Genomic DNA, 16,066 nt, shown 5'->3' on the forward strand with positions numbered 1-16,066 from the left:
CATGCATGACCGCGCCCTGATCCGCACCGGCGCCGCAGGCGCCATTGTCGTTGCGATCTGCTGCGCGGCGCCACTCCTTGCCGTGCCCCCGCCGCTGGCCGGCCTCGGCGCGTGGTTGACGGGTTCGGGTCTGGTCGTGCTTTCCCTGATCGCCGCGGGCCTCGGGCTTGTCGCCTGCGGCATCCATCATCGCCGTGCAAAGGTCGTCTGTTCCAACACGAAGATTCTGAATGAAGGCCTGAAGCCATGAACGATTGCTGCACATCCTCCGCGTCCCGCGACAAGGCGACGGTTTCTACATCCGCAACGGTGCCGAGCTTGGCCGTGCGGCCGGGTGTGACGTTTCCGGACTGGTCGGTGGTTTCGTCACCCGTGGTGAAGGAGGCCCTGCTGGCCATGGTCGGCTCCGACCATGTGCTCAACCGCTGGAGCGGCTACGAGGCGGCCACGGATCGCGTGCGCGTTGCGTTGCTACAGCTCTACGCCGAACACGGGCGAGCCCCGACCCCAAGCGCGCTTGCCAAGCGTGCGGGGCTGAGCGAGGAAGCCGTCCGTGCGCTGCTCGAAGAGCTCCGCCGTCGCGACCTCGTCGTACTCGATGGCGACATGATTGTCGGCGCGTATCCCTTCACCGACCGCGACACCGGCCACCGGGTCACACTGGACGGACGCACTCTTACTGCGATGTGCGCGGTCGACGCGCTCGGCATCGGCGCTATGACCGACCAAGACATCTCGATCGTCTCGCGCTGCCGCCACTGCGGCGCGCCGGTCCGGATCACCACGCAGGAACGGGGCCGGGCTCTGGCCGACGTTGAGCCGACGACGGCCGTCGTATGGCTCAGCGTCCATTACGAAGGCGGATGCGCTGCGAACTCGCTGTGCACTGCAACATCCTTCTTCTGTTCCGACGATCACCTCGCCGCGTGGCGCCAGCAGCGTCCTGCAGACGAGCCGGGATTCCGGCTGTCGATCGAGGAAGCTCTCGAAGCAGGTCGGGCGATCTTCGGGCCCAGCCTTGCCGGAATCGGCACAATCGCCGGCCACGGCAACAACGCGGCCGAGACACAAGGTGAGCCTCAATCGTCGGGCGATACGGCATCGCCGGACAGGCCCGTGACGCATCGGCGCCTTGGCACGAATGGCCGCAACAATGGTTCCTACGACCTTGCCATCATCGGCGCCGGCTCGGCCGGCTTCTCGGCCGCGATCACGGCAGCCGATCAGGGCGCCCAGGTGGCCCTCATCGGCAGCGGCACCATCGGCGGCACCTGCGTCAATATCGGTTGCGTGCCGTCGAAGACGCTGATCCGCGCCGCCGAGACGCTCCACAATGCCCGAGCCGCGGCACGTTTCGCCGGCATCACGGCCGAGGCCGAACTGACCGACTGGGGCGGAACCGTCCGTCAGAAGGACGCGCTGGTTTCGGAGCTACGTCAGGCCAAGTACGCCGACCTGCTCCCGGCTTACAACGGCATCGCCTATCGCGAAGGGCCGGCGCGCATCGTGGACGGCGGCGTCCAGGTGGACGGCACGTTTGTCTCAGCCGGCAAGATCATCATCGCGACCGGCGCGCGACCGGCCGTCCCTGTCATCCCCGGCATCGAGACCGTGCCATACCTGACGAGCACGACGGCGCTTGATCTCGAGGCGCTGCCCCGATCTCTGCTCGTGATCGGCGGCGGCTATATCGGGGCCGAACTCGCCCAGATGTTCGCCCGCGCCGGCGTCGAGGTGACGCTGGTGTGCCGCTCGCGTCTCCTTCCGGAGGCCGAACCCGAGATCGGCACGGCGCTGACGGGGTATTTCATGGACGAGAGCATCGCGGTGATTTCCGGCATCACGTACCGGACGATCCGCAAGACCGCGGACGGTGTTGCACTCACTGTCCATCGCGACGGCAAGGACGTCACGATCGACGCCGATCAGGTGCTCGTGGCGACGGGCCGCGCGCCCAATATCGAAGGTCTCGGGCTCGCCGAGCATGGGATCGCTCTCTCGCCGAAGGGCGGCATCTTCGTCGATGACCGCATGCGCACGACAAGATCGGGCGTGTACGCTGCCGGCGACGTCACCGGTCACGATCAGTTCGTCTACATGGCCGCCTACGGTGCCAAGCTCGCGGCGAAGAACGCCCTCAACGGCGACAGCCTGCGCTACGACAACAGTGCCATGCCGGCCATCGTCTTCACCGATCCGCAGGTGGCGAGCGTCGGGCTGACAGAGGCGGCTGCGCGGACCGCCGGCCACGCCGTCCGTGTCTCCACGATCGGTCTCGACCAGGTGCCGCGCGCGATTGCCGCCCGAGACACACGCGGGCTCATCAAGCTCGTCGCCGACGCTGGCAGCGGCCGGCTGCTCGGGGCGCATATCCTCGCACCGGAGGGAGCCGACAGCATCCAGACGGCGGCCCTGGCAATCCGGCACGGCCTCACCGTCGACGACCTCGCGGATACGCTCTTTCCGTATCTCACCACCGTTGAGGGCCTGAAGCTCGCGGCTCTTGCCTTCGACAAGGACGTGGCGAAGCTCTCATGCTGCGCCGGCTGAGCCGTGAAGGCTCGGATGTCGAACGTGACAATGTTGGAGGAGATCTAGTGGCGAAGAGATATGACCTTGCGATCATCGGCACGGGAACGGCTGCGATCGTAACAGCACACAGGGTTCGTGCGGCTGGCTGGAGCGTCGCCGTCGCGGACTTCCGGCCCTTCGGGGGCACCTGCGCCTTGCGCGGTTGCGATCCGAAGAAGATGATGGTCGGCGGCGCCGAGGCGGCTGATCACGCCTGGCGCATGAGCGGACGTGGAATCGAAGGGGACGCGACGCTCGATTGGACGGGACTGATGGCCTTCAAGCGCAGCTTCACCGATCCGGTACCGCAGAAGCGTGAGAAAGCCTTTGCCGACAAAGGGATTCACGCCTTCCACGGTCACGTTCGCTTTATCGGCCCGAATGCGCTCGAGTTCGGAGGAGAGAGGATCGAGGCGGACCGTATCGTGATCGCCGCCGGCGCCGAGGCCGTGCCGCTCGGCATTCCGGGCGAGCAGCACCTGATCACCAATGAAGGCTTCCTGGAACTGGAGAGCCTGCCTGAACGCATCGTCCTTGTCGGCGGCGGTTATATCGCGGCCGAGTTTTCGCACATCGCGGCGCGCGCCGGAGCACAGGTCACAATTCTTCAGCACGGGAAGCGAATGCTCAAGCAATTCGACCCCGATCTCGTCGGCTGGCTGATGGACAAGTTCAGCGAGCGCGGCATCAATGTCCGCACACAGGCAGGGGTGACCGCCATTGAGAAGGTATCAGACGGCTATCGCGTCCGGGCGGACTGTCCTGACGGCGAACTCGATATGGACGCAGATCTGGTCGTCCATGCCGCGGGTCGGGCGCCGGCGCTCGCGACGCTCGATCTCGATGCCGGGAGCGTAAAGCACCATAACGGGCGGCTGGCGTTGAACGGATTTTTGCAAAGCGTCTCCAACCCCGCGGTCTACGCAGCAGGTGATGCCGCCGGCCTAGGACCGCCGCTCACTCCGGTATCAAGCCATGACGCGAAGGTAGTCTCGGCGAACCTGCTCAACGGCAACACGGTCAGGCCTGAATACACAGGCGTTCCGAGTGTCGCCTTCACCATCCCGCCGATCGCAGCCGTCGGCATGAGCGAAGCCAAGGCGCGTGAGAAAGGCCTGAACGTTCGCGTAAAGACCGAGCGCGTGGACGGCTGGTTCACCGCACGCCAGCAGGCCGAGACGGTGTATGGCTTCAAAACGTTGGTCGACGCGGACACTGACCGCATCCTCGGCGCCCATCTTGTCGGTCCGCACGCTGACGAAGTGATCAACATCTTTGCACTGGCGATCAGGCAAGGGCTGACGGCAGAGCAGTTGAAGACCACCATGTTCGCATATCCCAGCGGCGCGTCAGATATCGGCGAGATGCTTTGAGCGTAAGTGAGGTGGTCGACCGGTACGGCCGCGGAGCAGTCTGCACGAAAGAAATCCCTTCACCAGTCGCATTCGGTTCGCTGAGCAGTCGTAAAAACCACGAACCGCAATGCGAAGAGCAGCCCTCCAGATACTCCCGAGTGTCTCACCCGTTCTAAAACCGCGCAACGCCGCCAGATCGGCTGGTTTCGGCTGATGAAAGTCCGCTGAGACAGCTTGACTGTTCAGATAAAGGGCGGAGCAAGTGAAGACGCTTGAGACGGGCGACGGTCGCTTGGAATTGCGTGCCGTCACCGGCCCGGACTACGGCCGCATCTACGACCACGAGCTCGTCGAGGCTGTCCAGCGCATCGCCGGCAACGGCACCGGGGACACCCGATGGAAGGTTCCGGGCGTGCTCGACTGGTCAACTGGCATCTACAATCCCGGTGTCGACATCACCAAAGACACAACAACGCTTTACGCCTCGGACCGAGATGTCTTCATCTTCCTTGTCGACGATCTCAATCCGATCGAGGCAGGCAAGCTTCCGGATGGCTCGCCCGATCTCTATTTCCGCGGCTTCTACTGCTGGAATTCAGAAGTCGGCGCCAAGACGCTGGGAATTGCGAGCTTCTATCTCCGCGCTGTGTGCCAGAACCGAAACCTCTGGGGCGTCGAAGATTTTGAGGAAATCACCATCAGACACTCAAAATACGCCGCCTCCCGATTTGCTCATGAGGCAGCGCCCGCACTTCTCAATTTCGCTAACTCCTCGCCGCTACCCTTCATCAACGGCATCAAGGCATCGCGTGAACGGATCGTCGCGCGTAGCGACGACGACCGCTCTGAGTTCCTGCGCCGGCGCGGCTTCTCCAGGGCCGAGACTGCTAAAATCATAGACACCGTGCTGATCGAGGAAGGCCGCCCGCCCGAGAGCATTTTCGATTTCGTGCAGGGCGTCACGGCCGTCGCGCGAGACAAACCCCATCAGGATGCCCGCCTCGATATGGAGGCGAAGGCCAAGAAGCTACTCGATCGAGCCGCCTGATCGTTACTGCATTCCGGGAGCCCATCCGGACTTCCCCTTTGTGTCTTACCGGCTCGCTGGCTGTGTGGTGCTGCCCTCCAGAGGAAGAGGGCGGCGCTTCGCTTCGTGACGGATTTCAGATCCGAGAGAGAGCTCTCGGGGTCCGTCATGGAGAACGACAATGGCCAAAGCTGCCAAGAAGAAGCCCGCCGTCGCGTTGATCGTCTTTTCGCAGTCGCGCGACATTCCGTTCAACCGGATATTCCTGTCGGAGAGCAATGTGCGTGAGGTCAACGTCGAAGAAGGTCTCGACGAACTCACCCATGACATCGACCGACGCGAGGACATCGTGCAGGGTCTCAATGTCCGCGCCATTATGGACGCCGACGGCAACGAGACCGGCGATTTCGAGACGCCGGCGGGTGGGCGCCGCTACAGGGCAATTGCGCGACTGGTGGAAGCCGGCCGCTTTCCAGCCGACGGTCCCGTCCCGTGCCTCGTCAAGAAGGCCAACGCGAAGACATCCGCCGTCGATGACTCGCTTGCGGAAAACACTGTGCGTCTCGCCCTGCATCCCCTCGACCAGTTCAAGGGGTTCAAGCGCATGCTGGACGATGGCTTATCGAAAGAGGAAATCGCTGACGCCTATCGCACCACGCCGCGCTACATCACCCAGCGTCTGCGTCTCGCAACGGTGGCACCGACCCTACTTGACGCGTATGTGCGCGAGGAAATGACGCTCGCAATGCTCGAGGCATTCACCGTCAATCCCGATCATGGGCGACAGGAGCAGGTCTGGGAGCGCATCTGCGGTTCTTGGCAGAAAGAGCCGTGGCAGATCCGTCGCATGCTGACCGAGACGACGGTCCCAACTACCGATAAGCGTGCTCGCTTCATCGGCATCGACGCCTACAAAGCCGCCGGCGGCATTGTCCTGCGTGATCTCTTCTGTGACGACACCAGCGGTTGGCTGGAGGATGTCCCCCTCCTTGACCGCCTCGTCGATGAGAAGCTGCAAGGCTTGGCAGATGAGTTCGCAAGCGAGGGCTGGAAGTGGATCTCGGCGTCTGTCGAGCTGCCTTATGGCCATGCTAACGCCCTCCGCAAACTGGCCGGCGTGACTGAGGCACTCAACGAAAAAGAGAGCGCGAACTGGAAAGCATTGCGCAACGAACATGACGAGCTCGAAGCCGAGTACAGCGATGCTGACGAGCTGCCCGAGGCCGTCGACCAGCGGCTTGCTGAGATCGAAGCAGCACTCTTGGCCTTCGAAGACAGGCCCGTGAAGTTCGACCCAGCCGAGATCTCGCGCGCTGGTGTCTTCATCAGCATCAGTCGCGAAGGCGAGCTTGTGGTCGACCCTGGATACGTCAGGTCCGAGGACGAGTCACCGATCATAGCCGATAGCACAGGCTGTGAGGGTGGTGGCATCGAGGACGATGCCTGGCAAGCCGTCGATCGGGACGGCGTTCAGCGCACCGTCATCACCATCGGCGGCCAACCGGCCGACAAGGAGGATGAGGACGACGGCGGCATTAGGCCCCTTCCCGAACGCCTGGTCGGCGAACTCACCGCCCACCGCACGCTCGCGCTGCAGAACGCGCTTGCCGAAAATCCCCATGTCGCAATGACAGCCTTGCTGCATCGCATGGTTATGGAGCGCTATCATTTTGCGGCTCCAACGGGATGCCTGGAAGTCTCGATACGCCAAGCCTGTTTCGCGGCACAGGGCACAGATCTCAAGGACACATCATCGGCCAAGGCGATCAGCGAGCGCCACGACGCCTGGAAGTCCGACCTGCCCTCAGACGAAGGCGCACTCTGGGACTGGATTGCCGCACGCGATGACTCTACCCGGATGGCCCTGCTCGCCCATTGCGTCAGCTATGGTGTCAACGCGATCCATGAGCGCCCAAGCCCTTATGGCGGTTCCGGCCCGACCCCGCATGGCCTCGGTTGCCGTCTCGCTGGCGCGGACCGCCTGGCGCGTGCGACCGGTTTCGACATGGTGACCGACGCCAACTGGAGGCCGACCGTCGACAACTATCTTGGCCGGATCACAAAGACCCGCATCCTTACAGCTGTTCGCGACGGTGCGGGCGAGCGTGCCGCGTCGCTCATCCAGCATCTGAAGAAGGGCGACATGGCGAAGGAAGCAGAGCGCCTTCTTGCCGATGGGGGATGGCTCCCCGAACCGCTGCAACTCCTCGGCGCGACCGACGTCGAAGAAATTGCGGCAGACGGTGACCTAACGGCTATGGGGCGAAGATCGCGGTAACCATCACACTGGGACCGAGGAGAATCCTCCCATCGCGGCCGAATGAAGCAACCCAGCCCAATTTCTGGCCCGCCGGCGACGGCGGGCCAAATCTTTTGAGGTCTATCATGGTTGAGACGCCACGCGATCTCGCTACTCGCCTTGCAATTCGGGTTGAGGCCGTGTGCCGGCACTATCTGTCAAATGGACATCGTCAAGGTCGCTACTGGCTTGTAGGCGACGTCCGAAATACGCCTGGCCGCTCCATGTTTGTCCGTCTGAAGGGACCGGGATCGGGAAAAGGAGCTGCGGGGAAGTGGACAGATGCTGCGACCGGCGAGCATGGTGACCTGCTCGACGTCATCCGCGAAAGTCTTCACCTCGTCGACTTCAGGGACGTTGCCGAGGAGGCAAGATCATTCCTGTCCATACCATCTCCTGACCCGGGTAATTGGATCGGCGGTCATGTACCAGCTCCGCGGGGATCGACAGAGTCCGCGCGCCGCCTCCTTGCCATGACGCAGCCTGTCGAGCGAACCCTCGTCGAGGAATATTTGCGTAATCGAGGCATTACGGCCCTGAGCGAAACCTGCGTCATCCGCTACCACCCTCGCTGCTACTACCGCGCAGACGACTACGCTCCGACCGAAACCTGGCCAGCGATGATCGCTGCCGTCACCGACCTTTTCGGCAAGCTGACGGGTGCGCACCGCACGTGGCTCGATCCCGGAGGGTTCAGCGATGCCAATCTCGGCCGTGCACCTCTCTCCACACCACGGCGCGCCATGGGCAACCTGCTCGGGCACGCAGTGCGCTTCGGCACAGGCTGCGATGTTATGTTGGCCGGCGAAGGCATCGAAACGACATTGTCGGTCAAATCCGCGTTGCCTCACCTAGCTTCAATGGCCGCGCTTTCAGCCGGACACCTGGCTGCAATCGCCTTTCCGCACACGCTACGCCGACTCTATGTCGCTCGCGACAACGATCCGGCAGGCGACGCAGCGATGGCGACGCTTTTCGAGCGCACCCGTGCGGTAGGGATCGAGGCTATCACGCTCTCGCCTCGGCTTATCGATTTCAACGAAGACCTCAGGCTGCTCGGTCTCGACGCATTGACCGCGAGGTTGAAGTTGCAGGTCGCTCCACAGGACGTCGCACGCTTCATGTGCTCAACCGGTTGACCGGTTTGTGACCGAGGGCGGGACCATGGCATCGTGCGCTGTCGCGTGACGGAGCCAGCCTTCAACGCTACGCGGCCACATCCACGGCCTTCAAGAGGGCGATCGGGCGTCAGCCAGGCCGGACAGGCAATGGCGTCGTCCGACGATTTTCCGGCGCGCCTCGATGAGGCGCTTTCCATCGCGAAACAAAATCGCCGGTCGTCGCCATCCTCCTCTGCGTTCCGGCCTTCCGCTGCGCTCCAGGTGCAGGTCCATCCCGGCCGACGCCTTCGTCGCCAAGAAGGCCGCGCTGGGTGTGGCCACGAGCGAAGGAAGACCTCCATGACCGAAGAGCACGACACAGCCAACGAACCGCACCACACGTCCCCGACCGAACACGTCCTCCAGGAACTTCAGCTCTACGGCTACCGCCCTTTCGAGGATGAACCTGATCCACGCCCCCTTCCCGAAGCCCACGTCGTCTCTGGGAGCATTGCCGACATCTTCGACGCCCTCGTGGTGGCACTCTCTGAAACGCGCCTCGAACCCGACCTCGAAGAACTGCTCTGGGGCACGGTCAATCTCTTTCACCGCGCAGTCGGTCGAGTTGAACGCGAGCTCGACGACAACGAAGTCGCCCAGCGCCGCCTCCAGGGCGAACAGGACGGGTCCGAGGTAAAATCGGTCGAACTCGAACGCCTCACGGCACAGGGTCAAACGGTTCTTGAGAGGCGCAACGCTTTCGAGCTGATGCGCGACCAGGCAGCCGAACAGTTCGAACGCTCCACCCACTCCATCTGGCGGCCGCGCACCGGTTCGATGGTCAACCATCGCAACCTTACCGCAGCGCTGATCGACAGCCGGGACTTCCTTGCCGCCAAGCGGCGCATCGAGAACGAGACGCTCCTGCCAGCCGGCCCGAAAATTGCCTTCACTGGCGGGCTCGACTTCAACGACCATCACCTGATCTGGACCAAGCTCGACCGGATCCATGCCAAGCACCCCGACATGGTGCTGTTGCACGGCGGAAGCCCTAAAGGCGCCGAACTCATTGCCGCCAAATGGGCAAGCCATCGCAAGGTTCCGCAGATCGCTTTCAAACCCGACTGGGCCAAGCACGCCAAGGCAGCGCCGTTCAGACGCAACGACGCAATGCTAGAGGCGATGCCGATCGGCCTGATCTGGTTCCCCGGCACGGGAATTCAGGACAATCTCGCAGACAAGGCACGTAAGCTCGGCATCCCCGTCATGAGATCCGGCGGCACATGAGCTGCCGGATCTTGGCTTCCCGGTTACAAGACAAGTCCCATCTTATTAGCCGCTTGCGTGGCCAGCTTCTTGGCGCCGCCATCATTTGGATGAATCTCATCATGCCAAAGTCGGCCGATGGTATTGCGGAAATCCACGACCAGCGCACGTCCTCCACTGCCTTTGGCAACGCTTTGTAGCGCATCGTAGAAGCGGTCAACGAGAACTTTGACTATTTCGCGGGGCAAACGAGTGCCGGTGTCAAACCCCAATTCTTCGAACCTTCGCCCCAGATACTGCCCCCCGGGTTTTGGGATGGAGTAGTCGTATCCATGCATGACAAGTTTGGTACGCTTCGGCGCGCTCCACGTTATCGTCTCGCGAAGAACGGTGCGATAATCGCGGGCTACTCCTCGGAGAAAGTAATCGAACTCATCCTTCACATACGTCTTGGCGTCCTTTGAGCCGTCTCCTTCGTTAAACGGGCGCACAAAATTCTTCATGGCGTCACCGCCGAAGAAGTCGACACCGCCACCCGAAAAGACAAAGAAATCGAACGTTCCCGCGCTCAAAGGCTGCTTGTACTGCTTAGCCCCAAACGTCTCTCGGAACGTATCTCCAGGCCAGCCAATATTGTTCACATAGTACTTTTTGGCGATCACATCGACGAACGTGTCAGGCTGCCCTGGGATATCTGTGAATATGTTCACCCATGAATCTCCCTCAGCCAAGATCTTCTTCTTGGTAGAATACGCGCGATCAGGTTTGTCGCTGAACGCCCGTTCGAAAATGACTTGATCAGAGGCGTCTTGATGCTCTTTTCTGACATCCTTCTTGCGTCGGATGGTCAACATGAATGCGCGATCTGGATCTGGAACTACCTCGATCCCTGATGCGATTATCTTCGCACGCTCTTCGTCGTAAGCAGCCATTGTGTATCCCCCAAATTGTGAAATTCACGGCAAGTATATTGTCTCCAAATATTTGAGATGTGAAGCACCCACCAGGAACCAGGCTGCACGTTGCTGAGCAGCATCAACGGTTCATCGGCACGAAGTACAAAACACTCTCGATGAGAAGTCACACCCTTCATCGTCACCGGTTTACGCAAGGAGCAACACAGAATTCCTGCCATCAGCAACGGCTCCAGGCGGGGTCGCATCCCACCGGGCGTTCTCGGCCATTTTCGAGCGATGAAGCAGCGGCAGGCACAATCCCCGCAGACTCTAGTAATGTTGGCACGTGGCGCGAAAGCGTTTGACGAGGTTTGATACGGCCAGACTTGCAGAATTTCGGGTGATGCGCACGGCGCGCAGTATTGGCGGCGAGAGATCAGGATGGCACGAGGCTTCCAGAGGTACCCTCTTGATCCGTCACACTGACGCACACCATAGCGGTCTCATCGATGGGTGCTTTTTGCCTGGGGTCGGCTTCGCCTGATCGCCTTCGGCGCAATGGCTTATCGCCACTTTCTTCCCCTGCCGCTGCGCGCCATTCCTCGCGGGCAACAAAGTCGCGCCAGCGCCATCCTCCGCTTACGCTTCAGCCCATGGGTGCGCCGTCGATCACCTCCAGACTGTCGATCACCATCGAGACCGCAATGGTGCGGGCTCGAAACAGACTGGATCAAGGAGAACTACCATGGCTACCATCGGCACCTTCAAGAAGTCCGCCAACAACGAGTTCACCGGCGAAATCGTCACCCTCAGCGTTCAGGCCCGCAGCGTCCGTATCGTCCCCGAAACCCGCGCCACCGGCGACAACGCTCCCAGCCACCGGGTCTTCGTCGGCCGGGCCGACATCGGCGCCGCCTGGACCAAGCGCTCCAATGAGGGTCGCGACTACCTTAGCCTCAAGCTCGATGACCCGAGCTTCAATGCTCCCATCTTCGCCAACCTCTTCGACGATGAGGACGGTGACGGATACAGCCTCATCTGGTCTCGCCCAGGTCGCCGTAAAGGCGAGTAACGCCCCCTCTCAAGCCCGCCCGGATAATCCGGGCGGGTGCTTTCCGCTCAAAACAGCCAATGGCCGAACAGTCGCCTGGCCTCGAAGAAGCGAGTGCTGGCAAATTCCCCGCTACGGATCAGCAACATACTTTTTCAGAAGTTCGGACACGCCACAGGATAGGACGATTTCCGCCCCCAACCGCCCGGCGAAAGAACAACCAGAACTTTCAAAACCGCAGCGGCGGTAAAGCCGGAGCGCGCTGGAATTTTCCTCGTTTACGCTCAACGTCAAGGCGGAGCTCCCTGGACGATGCACAGCGATCCAAACCGCCGCTAGCGCCAGAGCCGCGGTGCCGAAGCCCCTCCCCTGTGCCTTTCGGCTGATGCGGAAGTTGTGCAGGCTGATTGAACCAGGGTTTGCCCAGTACGGCAGCGCTGATCCCTCTCGCAGCATCAGGAACCCCACTGTCGCGCAGTCCACCGTCACGAGGAATGGATGGCACAAACTTGGTTCGGGCCGCCGCCTCAGCCTCCTGTAGATCGTTGCCATGCTGCCGCCTGCGAGATCTTCGTCGTGCTCATCCAGTTCGATGCCCGTCACCGAAGCAACCTCATCGATCTGGAGCAGTTTAAGAGCGATCTTCATGCGCCCGCACCGGTCAGCGCGCTCGTGTTTCCAAGCCCGTATGCAGCGCGAGTGGACTGCAGTGCGCCTCCGTCGACATCGATCAGAAGAGCGACGATCCTGCCGTGAGGATGATCAAGGACCTCGCCAAGGCGGGTAACCGACCAGCCAAGCTGCTCCAGCCGTGCCGGCCAAAAGTCCTCACACACGACACTCAGCTTCCCTATCCCTAACCTCAGGCATGCTTCGAGAAGCCCGCACAATACGATGCCGGCTGCTTGTGACGATCCACCCGTCATTCGCAAGGATGGCACGATGAAAAATCGCGTCCATTCATAGAGATGGGCGTCTCTCGGCGGCGCACCTCTGGCAAGCATTGGGAAAACATCCGAAAGCAAATGCGGTTTCGTCGTTGGCACCAGACGAGACCCAGCGACAATGTTTCCGCTGCCGGCTATTCCAAGCAGGTAGATAGCGTCCCTGGTATCGAACGCGTCGATCTCCAATGGAACCGGCCTGTCGATGTCCTGCCAGTTTCGGCCGATGACGTAGATTTCATATCGAATGCGAAAATAGCGTTCGAGATGATCCTGATACGTTCGACGATTTGACCAATCGACGATATGAAGTTTGAACGGGGTACGCACCTGACGACGCGTAGCCTAGGCTGGCAAGGCCCGACTATTCCGGTTTTCTGGTATTGTCAGGGATCGATTTCCCCTCGCCGCACGGCTTCCATTGCCGCCTGGATCGTATTCACCGCGTCGCACTTATCTCTGACGTTGCTCAGATGTCGCTCGACCGTGAACCGCGAAATCCCAAGAATGCAAGCTACGTCCTCAGCTGCCTTGCCGGCTGCGATCCATGTCAGAACTTCTCGCTCTCGATCGGTCAGGGTGATCTGACGTGATTGCTCAACTTGGTCACGCAGCCGGCGAAGCGCTCGGTAGGCATGCACGCACACCGTTTCAAGGATTGGAATGTCTTCGGGCAAAACCTCGATATGTTCGCCCGCAGCGGTCACGACCGAAGGAGCTCTTCGAGGCTCATGGACAGGAACACACAAACCATTCCTCAGTCCGAATTCTGCGGCCTCGCCCATGACCCGCTGTTGTCCAGTGGTCATCTTTTTGGGCAACAGGTCATGCCAGACAAAGGGCTGGCCGACCAAGCGGCTGCGTGAGGCGCACGGATCCTGGGTGAAATGCTCGCTGGCAAGGTAATGCTTGAGCCATTCTATTGGCCAGCCGTCATAGAGGATTTCGCGCTGCCACGGCCCACGCTGCGGCGGAGGCAGGCCCGTTATGAGCAGATGACGAAAGCCGAAAGGCCGCAAGATGCTGAGCAGTTCTTTCAAAACGTCCGCTGGCGTAACTGCGGCATCAATTCTCGCGAGCGCGCCTGTAAGCATTGCGAACATACTGGGATTCATCACCCGCGCTCCAAAACCGCCGACTATGCGACCAGCCCGCATCGATGATGGCAGGGCCGTTCAACCTAGTCAGGCGGATTCAGCGTTTCGCATGCAGATTGCTAACTCTAGTTTTCATTTGTCAGCGCTTTGAAAGCATTTCGCCTAAATTCCCGCCTGAGGACCGCGCTATCTCGGTTCCGGCCTGGTTTCCGGATCCTTCAGAAGGTCCGCAGGCTCCACCTCCAGCACCGTGGCCAGCGCCTCCAACATGTCGAGCGTCGCATTGCGGCGCCCCGCTTCAGCGCCGCTCAGGTAGGCACGGGCGCATCCGGCGAGGTGAGCCAATTGCTCTTGCGACAACCGCCGTTCCCGGCGTAGCCGTTGCAGATTCAGACCGAATATTTTGCGAAGGTTCATCGCGTGATCTTGCCGAATGCTCCCTATAATGCAACGCACTATAGTGCACATTTTCGTTGACACGCGCGGCATATGCTGTTTGATCGGCTGCGGAAACCAGACCCGAGACAAGAACCCGGAGGCGTCCGGATAGTCGCTAGCAGCCTGATGCCAAAAGCAGCGTTCGGAAGGCCTTCTCTCCAATCATGCCGCCCGACAGACCAATATTGCGTAGACGGAGCTTTCGACCACATGGCGACTATTTCCGGATACAGCTGCATCCGATGTGGCTCCGAACATGCAAGCGACATCAGGATAGATTCCAGAGGCTGTCCCAGGTGCGTTGAACAAGCCCCGGCAAACCTCCAGCCGATCTACACGCGCGGTGCAGATACGGTTAACGACCAGGCCGAGGGGAGCGTTCTCCGCAGTTCCCTTTGGCGTTACGGATCATTTCTGCCGCGCCCGAGTGGTCCGGTGGTGTCCTTGGGAGAAGGTTTGACCCCACTGCTGCCCGCAGAGCGACTTGGGGAAGCTTTGGGCGTCCCTCAGCTCTTCATCAAGGATGAGGGGCGCAATCCGACCGGATCTCACAAGGATCGATTTTCCACAGTCGCGGTGTCGATGGCGCGCGGTCAAGGGGCAAGGGTGCTGGCGACGGCGTCATCAGGCAATGCCGGCGCATCGCTGGCGGCCTACGCGGCCAAGTCCGGGCTCGGCTGTGTTGTCGCGACATTTGCCGGAGCCGCTGGTCCGATGTTGTCGCAGATTCATGCCTATGGGGCCTCCGTTATCCCGATGGCCGACAAGAGCGACAGGTGGAAACTTCTTGAGAAGGCTGCCGATCGTCTCGGCTGGTTTGTTACCTCCCCCTATCAGCACCCCGTCGTCGGCAGTCACCCTCTTGGCATCGAAGGTTACAAAACGATCGCCTATGAGATTGCGGAGCAGGCGGACGGGCATCTGCCAGACTGGTGTGTGCTTCCGGTTTGCTATGGGGACGCCCTCGCAGGAGTAGCGGCCGGCTTCCACGACCTTCTTAACAGGGGCGCGATCGCAAGAGTACCAAGGCTGGTTGCTGCTGAAGTGCATGGCTCGCTTTCAAAAGCCCTCGAGAATGGCTTTGACCGGATCGAGGAGCAGGGACCATCCTTCGAAACAATTGCTCTCTCGATCGGCACGACGCGGAGCACATACCAGGCAGTGAAGGCACTGCGCGACACCGGGGGCCATGCTGTCTGCGTATCCAACGAGAAGCTCATCCGCATGCAAAAGGCGTTGGCTGCCAGAGAAGGTCTCTTCGTAGAACTGGCTTCGGTCGCACCTCTGGTCGCAATCCAGGATTTGCGCGATCGGCAGATCATAGCGCCGGGGGATCGGGTGGTGGCAGTTGTCACTGCCACCGGCCTGAAGGATCTCGACATTTCAGCCAACCCAGCCGCCACCCCAGCTCCATTTGAGAGTGTCGAGGCCGCATGGCAGTGGGCAACCAGGAGACATGCCGCAGAACCGGCTGCTGCCTGAGACTTGATAGACTTCCGATTGCCGATGTTCAGCCGTGCCCGAGCGGTGGCAAAGCGTCGTCCAGCGACCTCCTTGACCAATCGACCGCGTCCATTCCCATTCCGCGGAAGGTTCAATTATCCTCGACGAAACACCTATCTCGTTTCCCGTCCCGCTGCCGGATCCTTCAGCAAGTCCGCAGGTTCTACCTCCAGTACCGTTGCCAGCGCCTCCACCATGTCGAGAGTTGCATTGCGGCGCCCAGCTTCTGCCCCGCTGAGATAGGCCCGAGCGCATCCGGCAAGATGAGCCAATTGCTCTTGAGACAACCCGCGTTTGCGACGCAGTCGCTGCAGGTTCAGACCGAATGCATTACGAAGATTCATCGCGCGAATTTGCCGAACGTGCATTGAGCGGGGATGGCAACAAATAGTTCGCCGGCAATATTCTCCAGCAGCCACGACATACGGCTTCCGGGCACCTTCAAATGCCCCCTCGGCGAATGTTCCATTCAACAAGACAGCCACCACGTGGAAGCTGGATGGCAGTGGATAAGTGGAA

At 61.0% G+C, this 16,066-nt stretch carries 14 protein-coding genes and 1 pseudogene; 9 read left to right on the top strand and 6 right to left on the bottom strand.

What is annotated here, in order from left to right:
• Window position 1: 1 nt before the first annotated feature.
• The 7 genes and pseudogenes from H5P29_RS26440 (at window position 2) to H5P29_RS26470 (ending at window position 9,639) form a co-directional block, all read left to right on the top strand.
• Window positions 2-250, top strand: a complete 249-nt coding sequence (locus H5P29_RS26440) for a hypothetical protein (protein ID WP_036742955.1) — start codon at window positions 2-4, stop codon at window positions 248-250.
• Complete coding sequence (gene merBA / locus H5P29_RS26445) at window positions 247-2,550, top strand: bifunctional organomercurial lyase/mercury(II) reductase MerBA (protein WP_154387501.1); 2,304 nt, start codon at window positions 247-249, stop codon at window positions 2,548-2,550. Before H5P29_RS26440 ends, merBA begins: the two co-directional genes overlap by 4 nt.
• 47 nt (window positions 2,551-2,597) lie before the next feature.
• Window positions 2,598-3,944: an NAD(P)/FAD-dependent oxidoreductase gene (locus H5P29_RS26450; protein WP_012112814.1), complete on the top strand. Its 1,347-nt coding sequence runs from the start codon at window positions 2,598-2,600 to the stop codon at window positions 3,942-3,944.
• A gap of 232 nt (window positions 3,945-4,176) precedes the next feature.
• A pseudogene (locus H5P29_RS26455) lies at window positions 4,177-4,974 on the top strand (DUF932 domain-containing protein); the annotation flags it as partial.
• A 259-nt stretch (window positions 4,975-5,233) separates the two neighbouring features.
• Window positions 5,234-7,231 (top strand): chromosome partitioning protein ParB, encoded by a 1,998-nt coding sequence (locus H5P29_RS26460; protein ID WP_185910204.1) that lies wholly within the window; start codon window positions 5,234-5,236, stop codon window positions 7,229-7,231.
• A gap of 107 nt (window positions 7,232-7,338) precedes the next feature.
• Complete coding sequence (locus tag H5P29_RS26465; protein WP_185910205.1) at window positions 7,339-8,391, top strand: toprim domain-containing protein; 1,053 nt, start codon at window positions 7,339-7,341, stop codon at window positions 8,389-8,391.
• Between the two features lie 321 nt (window positions 8,392-8,712).
• Entirely contained in the window at window positions 8,713-9,639 is a 927-nt protein-coding gene (locus tag H5P29_RS26470; RefSeq protein WP_185910206.1) for a DUF2493 domain-containing protein, read from the top strand.
• 23 nt (window positions 9,640-9,662) lie between these two features.
• Here H5P29_RS26470 and H5P29_RS26475 read toward each other — a convergent pair whose 3' ends face one another.
• Window positions 9,663-10,550 carry a hypothetical protein gene (locus tag H5P29_RS26475; protein WP_185910207.1) on the bottom strand — a complete coding sequence of 296 codons (888 nt, stop codon included), beginning with the start codon at window positions 10,548-10,550 and terminating at the stop codon, window positions 9,663-9,665.
• A 709-nt stretch (window positions 10,551-11,259) separates the two neighbouring features.
• Between H5P29_RS26475 and H5P29_RS26480 the strand changes: the two genes are divergently transcribed.
• Window positions 11,260-11,586: a DUF736 domain-containing protein gene (locus H5P29_RS26480; RefSeq protein ID WP_067965029.1), complete on the top strand. Its 327-nt coding sequence runs from the start codon at window positions 11,260-11,262 to the stop codon at window positions 11,584-11,586.
• 111 nt (window positions 11,587-11,697) lie between these two features.
• Here the strand turns inward: H5P29_RS26480 and H5P29_RS26485 are convergent, their stop codons facing one another.
• From H5P29_RS26485 to H5P29_RS26500, 4 genes are all read right to left on the bottom strand, one after another.
• Window positions 11,698-12,213, bottom strand: coding sequence for an N-acetyltransferase (locus H5P29_RS26485; protein ID WP_154387632.1), 516 nt, complete (start codon window positions 12,211-12,213; stop codon window positions 11,698-11,700).
• Complete coding sequence (locus tag H5P29_RS26490) at window positions 12,210-12,839, bottom strand: acyl-homoserine-lactone synthase (RefSeq protein WP_067965033.1); 630 nt, start codon at window positions 12,837-12,839, stop codon at window positions 12,210-12,212. The genes H5P29_RS26485 and H5P29_RS26490 overlap by 4 nt, the downstream gene beginning before the upstream one ends.
• 56 nt (window positions 12,840-12,895) lie before the next feature.
• On the bottom strand, window positions 12,896-13,624 hold the full coding sequence (locus tag H5P29_RS26495) for a LuxR family transcriptional regulator (RefSeq protein ID WP_169808363.1): 729 nt from the start codon (window positions 13,622-13,624) through the stop codon (window positions 12,896-12,898).
• 168 nt (window positions 13,625-13,792) lie between these two features.
• A complete protein-coding gene (locus H5P29_RS26500; RefSeq protein ID WP_067965037.1) occupies window positions 13,793-14,023 on the bottom strand; it encodes a helix-turn-helix domain-containing protein in 231 nt (76 codons plus the stop codon).
• Between the two features lie 477 nt (window positions 14,024-14,500).
• Here H5P29_RS26500 and H5P29_RS26505 point away from each other — a divergent pair, with 477 nt between their 5' ends.
• Entirely contained in the window at window positions 14,501-15,526 is a 1,026-nt protein-coding gene (locus H5P29_RS26505) for a pyridoxal-phosphate dependent enzyme (RefSeq protein WP_371818590.1), read from the top strand.
• A gap of 134 nt (window positions 15,527-15,660) precedes the next feature.
• On the opposite strand, the gene H5P29_RS26510 is transcribed toward H5P29_RS26505, so the two are convergent.
• Window positions 15,661-15,915, bottom strand: a complete 255-nt coding sequence (locus H5P29_RS26510; RefSeq protein ID WP_347400136.1) for a helix-turn-helix transcriptional regulator — start codon at window positions 15,913-15,915, stop codon at window positions 15,661-15,663.
• Window positions 15,916-16,066 lie beyond the last annotated feature (151 nt).

Source organism: Aminobacter sp. MDW-2 (genome assembly GCF_014250155.1).
In the GTDB taxonomy this organism is placed as follows: domain Bacteria; phylum Pseudomonadota; class Alphaproteobacteria; order Rhizobiales; family Rhizobiaceae; genus Aminobacter; species Aminobacter ciceronei.